Origin of the sequence: Mesorhizobium sp. M4B.F.Ca.ET.017.02.2.1 (assembly GCF_003998955.1) — a bacterium.
GTDB lineage: Bacteria > Pseudomonadota > Alphaproteobacteria > Rhizobiales > Rhizobiaceae > Mesorhizobium > Mesorhizobium abyssinicae.
On record NZ_RZOF01000672.1, the window covers coordinates 1 to 756 of the forward strand.

The 756-nt window shown below is 64.4% G+C and carries 1 protein-coding gene; it reads left to right on the plus strand.

From position 1 onward, the window contains the following. The first annotated feature begins 116 nt into the window (after positions 1 to 116). The gene (locus tag EN738_RS34760; protein WP_127287414.1) at positions 117 to 746 is read left to right on the plus strand and encodes a TetR family transcriptional regulator C-terminal domain-containing protein; all 630 of its coding nucleotides are present in this window, start codon (positions 117 to 119) and stop codon (positions 744 to 746) included. Positions 747 to 756: the final 10 nt, after the last annotated feature.

A 756-nucleotide genomic window follows, 5' to 3' on the forward strand; every position in this document is an offset into this window, starting at 1 on the left:
GGATTACTAACGGAAATGCCGCATCCGAAGCGCGCTCCACAGGCCAAGGAAAAACTGGTCCAGAGAATTGGTCCAGATGGCGCTCGCGGCGAAGGTTTGCAGGGGTGACGGCCGCCATGGAAGGTTCCGCTCCCCGCCGCACCCGCATCCAGCGGGAAAAGCGCGAGCTGATCCTGGAAGCAGCGCTCGAGGTCTTCTCCACCAACGGTTTTCGCGGCTCGACCATCGACCAGATCGCCGAAGCGGCCGGCATGTCGAAGCCGAACCTGCTCTACTACTTCCGCCGCAAGGAAGACATTCACGAAACGCTGATGGAGCGGCTGCTCGAGACCTGGCTGGCGCCGCTCAGGGAACTCGACGACATCGGCGACCCTCTCACCGAGCTGCGCAGCTACATCAGGCGCAAGCTCGAAATGGCGCGCGATTTCCCGCGCGAAAGCCGGCTCTTCGCCAACGAGATCCTGCAGGGCGCGCCGCGCATCATGCCGCTGCTGGAAGGCGAGCTGAAAGCGCTGGTCGACGAGAAGGCCGCCGTCATCAAGGGCTGGATGCGCGCCGGCAAGATCGCCCGCACCGACCCCTGGCACCTGATCTTCTCGATCTGGGCGACGACGCAGCACTATGCCGATTTCGACGTCCAGGTGCGCGCCGTGCTCGGCCCCGACCGCGGCGGCGACGGCCGCTTCGAGGATGCCGCCCGGTTCCTCGAGCAATTGTTCATCGATGGACTGAAGCCGAAGGGCTGAACGTCTGGAT

Bases quoted from the DNA above. Each gene is read 5' to 3' on its own strand.
- EN738_RS34760 (WP_127287414.1), top strand. From the start codon at position 117: ATGGAAGGTTCCGCTCCCCGCCGCACCCGCATCCAGCGGGAAAAGCGC.